At 70.8% G+C, this 3,136-nt stretch carries 4 protein-coding genes; 1 reads left to right on the forward strand and 3 read right to left on the reverse strand.

The features are described 5' to 3' along the window. Positions 1–148: 148 nt before the first annotated feature. Together ACLL9L_RS07440 and ACLL9L_RS07445 are read right to left on the reverse strand one after the other, a co-directional pair. Positions 149–1,114 (reverse strand): M56 family metallopeptidase, encoded by a 966-nt coding sequence (locus ACLL9L_RS07440; protein WP_411284009.1) that lies wholly within the window; start codon positions 1,112–1,114, stop codon positions 149–151. Then, positions 1,111–1,509, reverse strand: coding sequence for a BlaI/MecI/CopY family transcriptional regulator (locus ACLL9L_RS07445; protein WP_411284010.1), 399 nt, complete (start codon positions 1,507–1,509; stop codon positions 1,111–1,113). Before ACLL9L_RS07445 ends, ACLL9L_RS07440 begins: the two co-directional genes overlap by 4 nt. Positions 1,510–2,074: 565 nt before the next feature. Here ACLL9L_RS07445 and ACLL9L_RS07450 point away from each other — a divergent pair. Then, on the forward strand, positions 2,075–2,635 hold the full coding sequence (locus tag ACLL9L_RS07450) for a cytochrome c biogenesis CcdA family protein (protein WP_411284011.1): 561 nt from the start codon (positions 2,075–2,077) through the stop codon (positions 2,633–2,635). A 22-nt stretch (positions 2,636–2,657) separates the two neighbouring features. On the opposite strand, the gene ACLL9L_RS07455 is transcribed toward ACLL9L_RS07450, so the two are convergent. Further along, on the reverse strand, positions 2,658–3,005 hold the full coding sequence (locus tag ACLL9L_RS07455) for a hypothetical protein (protein ID WP_411284012.1): 348 nt from the start codon (positions 3,003–3,005) through the stop codon (positions 2,658–2,660). Positions 3,006–3,136: the final 131 nt, after the last annotated feature.

Consider the following 3,136-nt stretch of genomic DNA (forward strand, 5'->3'; position numbering starts at 1 on the left):
AGGCCGAGCTGGTCGTCGACGGGCAGGGCCGGTTGCTGCGGGAGTCGCTGACCGCCCCAAACCACTGGGTCACCCGCAGCTTCGTCTACCCTGAGCCCTGACCAACGAGAAGGCCGGAACGACAGTCTCGGTGAGCGGGGTTTCGCTCTCAGGCGATCGAGATGGTCGAGGTGATCGGGCAGTACTCCATCTGGGCCGCGGCCACCGCAGGGGCCGCGGCGATGGCGACGGGGGCCAGCGCGGTCAGACTCAGCGCGGCAGCGATCAGCAGCCGCCGACCGGTCCCCAACCGGGGCCCGGGGCACAGGAGGCGCTCTACCCGGGCGATCGCCGCGATGTCGGCGGCGCCGAGCGCAACCGCGGGAACGGCCCCGCCGGCGAGCCGGATCAGAGCGCCGGCCACGGACAACCGGTCCCCGTGAAGCGCCGCGTCGTCATCGGCGATCATCTCCAGCAGCCGCGCCTGCTCCTCGCGGGCCCATCGAAGCCCGGGAACGAACGGCAGGGCCTGAGTGAGCGCCGCCGCGGTGGCCGCAACCAGATGATGCCGTCCACGTAGGTGCGCGCGCTCGTGAGCCAGCACTGCGACCAGCTCGGCGTCGTTCAACGCGGCGATCGCGGCCGAGGTGAGCACGATGGTGCGCGCCCGCCCGGGCAGGCAGTAGGCCGCCGCGGCGGGGTGGTCCACGACGAGGGCGTCCAGCACCGGGTCGCGGTGGGCCACCAGCTGCAAGCCCTTCAGGTGCTCGCCGCGGGCCCGGCGCGCGCCGCGCAGTCCGGCGCCGAGCAGGTAGCCGGCGCGGATCGCCAGAGTTAGTGTCAAGGCCGCGCCGGTGGCGTGGACAGCGGCGCCCCCGGGGGTGGCGTACTGGTTTCGCAGGGCCATGACGCACGCGTGAAGGACCTCGGCCAGGTTGGTGCTGGCGACCCCAGCGGGGACCACCACGACCAGACCGGCCAGCAGTAGGGCGCCCAGGATCGAGCCGGACAGGACCTGCCAGGCGGCCACGCCGAGCTTGGGTGCGCGCTGCGGCCAACGCGCGGCCCGCAACGCCGCGGCCCCGGCGGTGCCGGCGGTGCCGGCGTACACCAGCAACGCCAAGGACTCGGTCACCGTTGTCGCCTTCGCGGGCCGGGTGGCGGCTCGCTGGCGGCGCCAAGTCGCTCCAGCGCGGCTCGCAGCCGCGCGAGCTCGTCGGGATCCATCTGCTCGACGAAACGCAGCAGGGGGGCGGTCCGGTCATCGCTGGTGGACAGCACCGAGGCGATCAGATCGGCGGTGTGGTCGGCGCGGGTGCGCACGGGAGAGTAACGGTAGGCGCGGCCGTCCGGCTCGCGGGAAAGGACACCCTTGCGGTGCAGGTTGTCCATCACGGTCATGACCGTGGTGTACGCCAACTTCCGGTCCTCGATCAGGTCGTCTAGCACCTCGCGCACCGTGGTGGGGCGCTCCCACGTCCAGAGCCGGTCCATGACCACCGCCTCGAGCTCGCCGAGCTGTCGCGCCACGTGATGCCTTCCGTTCTGGATGCGGTAACTATGCACGATCGTAGATCACTCTGCCGACGCCCGCACCTGAACACCCGTACCAATAAGGCTGCCGGGTCGGTGGGACCAGACTTTTCGCAAGTGGCCGATCGCTCCCAGGTCGTCGATATCGTGTGGGTGCCATCCTTATCTACTATCATCGCTAGTAGCGCAGCAATGAGTGTTGAGGGGAGGCTCTGTGTCGTTTGTTGACTCGGTCAGGGACGTGGTGATGTCCGGGCCGATGCTGGTGGCCGCGCCGATCGCGGTGGCAGCTGGCGCCCTGTCCTTCTTCTCCCCCTGCTGCTTGCCGTTGGCACCCGGGTTCTTGTCGTTCGTCACCGGAAGCCTCGGCGCGGATGCGGCCCGGACGGGAATGCGTCAGTCAGCGGCGATGGCATCGGACACAACTTCGACCCACCCGCGCGCTGTGGCCCGCGCAAGGCCGGAACTTCGAGAAGCCTTCAGGGGGAGCCCTGCAACTCGATACAGCGGCTCACGGCGGCGCATGGGCCCGACGCCGGGCCGAGGCACGATGGTCGGTGCGGTGCTGTTCGTCCTGGGTTTCGCCGCGGTGTTCAGCAGCTACGGGGCGGCGTTCGGCGGGCTGGGATCCGTCTTGCTGGCGCACCAGCTGACCCTGACCCGGGTGCTAGGCGCGGTCACGATCGTGCTTGGCCTGTTGTTCGCCGGCGCACTGGTCCGGCTCCCAGGGGCCAACCGAACCGTCATGCCGCACTTCAGCCCGCCCCGCGGGGTCGCTGGCGCACCACTGCTGGGAGTCCTCTTCGGGCTGGGGTGGACCCCCTGCATCGGCCCCACCCTGGCCTCGGTGCTGACCCTGGCCACGACCGCCGGCGGGGCGTGGCGCGGCGCCGCGCTGGCGTTCCTCTACAGTTTTGGGCTGGGCATCCCATTCCTGCTAGCCGCCGCCTCGGCCGACCGGGCGATGGCCGCGTTCGCGTGGCCACGCCGGCACGCGAAGGCGCTCATGCGTACCGGTGGGATGATGCTGGTGCTCGTCGGCCTGCTGCAGGTCTCGGGAGCCTGGATCGCCCTCATCGCCCGCATACAGGTCCTGATCGGCGGGGTCCAACTCCCCCTCTAACCCGTCCGAGTGGTCACGGTCGTCAGTTCGTCGGGGGTTCAGGTCCAGGCTGTGGGGTCGCTGAGGTAGAGGCGCAGGCGGTGTCGAGGGCGTCTTCGGCGGTGCCGCTCTTCAGGCCGGTGGGGAGGAAGGAGTCCTGGTAGTCGGTGTGGCTGGCTCGGTGGATCGCGAAGCCCCAGATGCTGGCGGATCCGGCGTAGCGCAGCCGGCACAGGGGCAGGACTGCCCCGTCGGGTAGGACGGCGTCGACGTCGGCGAAGCCGGCCCGGTATCGCACGGTGATGTCGGTCAGGTCGGGCCAGCGCTGGCGGGCCCGGGCGCGCAGTCGCTGCTGCAGCGAGGACCTGGTCGAGTCGGGGATCTTGGCCACGGGCCCCATCCTGACCCAGACGTGCCGCGTGCGGGGTGTCGCTGGCGCCGGCCGCGCCCGGAGGGGACAACAGAGCCATGACTGTGTCGGGTCCCGTCGTGATCAGGCTGTCCGTCGTTGAGGGGGCGGTG

The sequence above is a fragment of the Lapillicoccus sp. genome (assembly GCF_046595215.1).
In the GTDB taxonomy this organism is placed as follows: domain Bacteria; phylum Actinomycetota; class Actinomycetes; order Actinomycetales; family Dermatophilaceae; genus Lapillicoccus.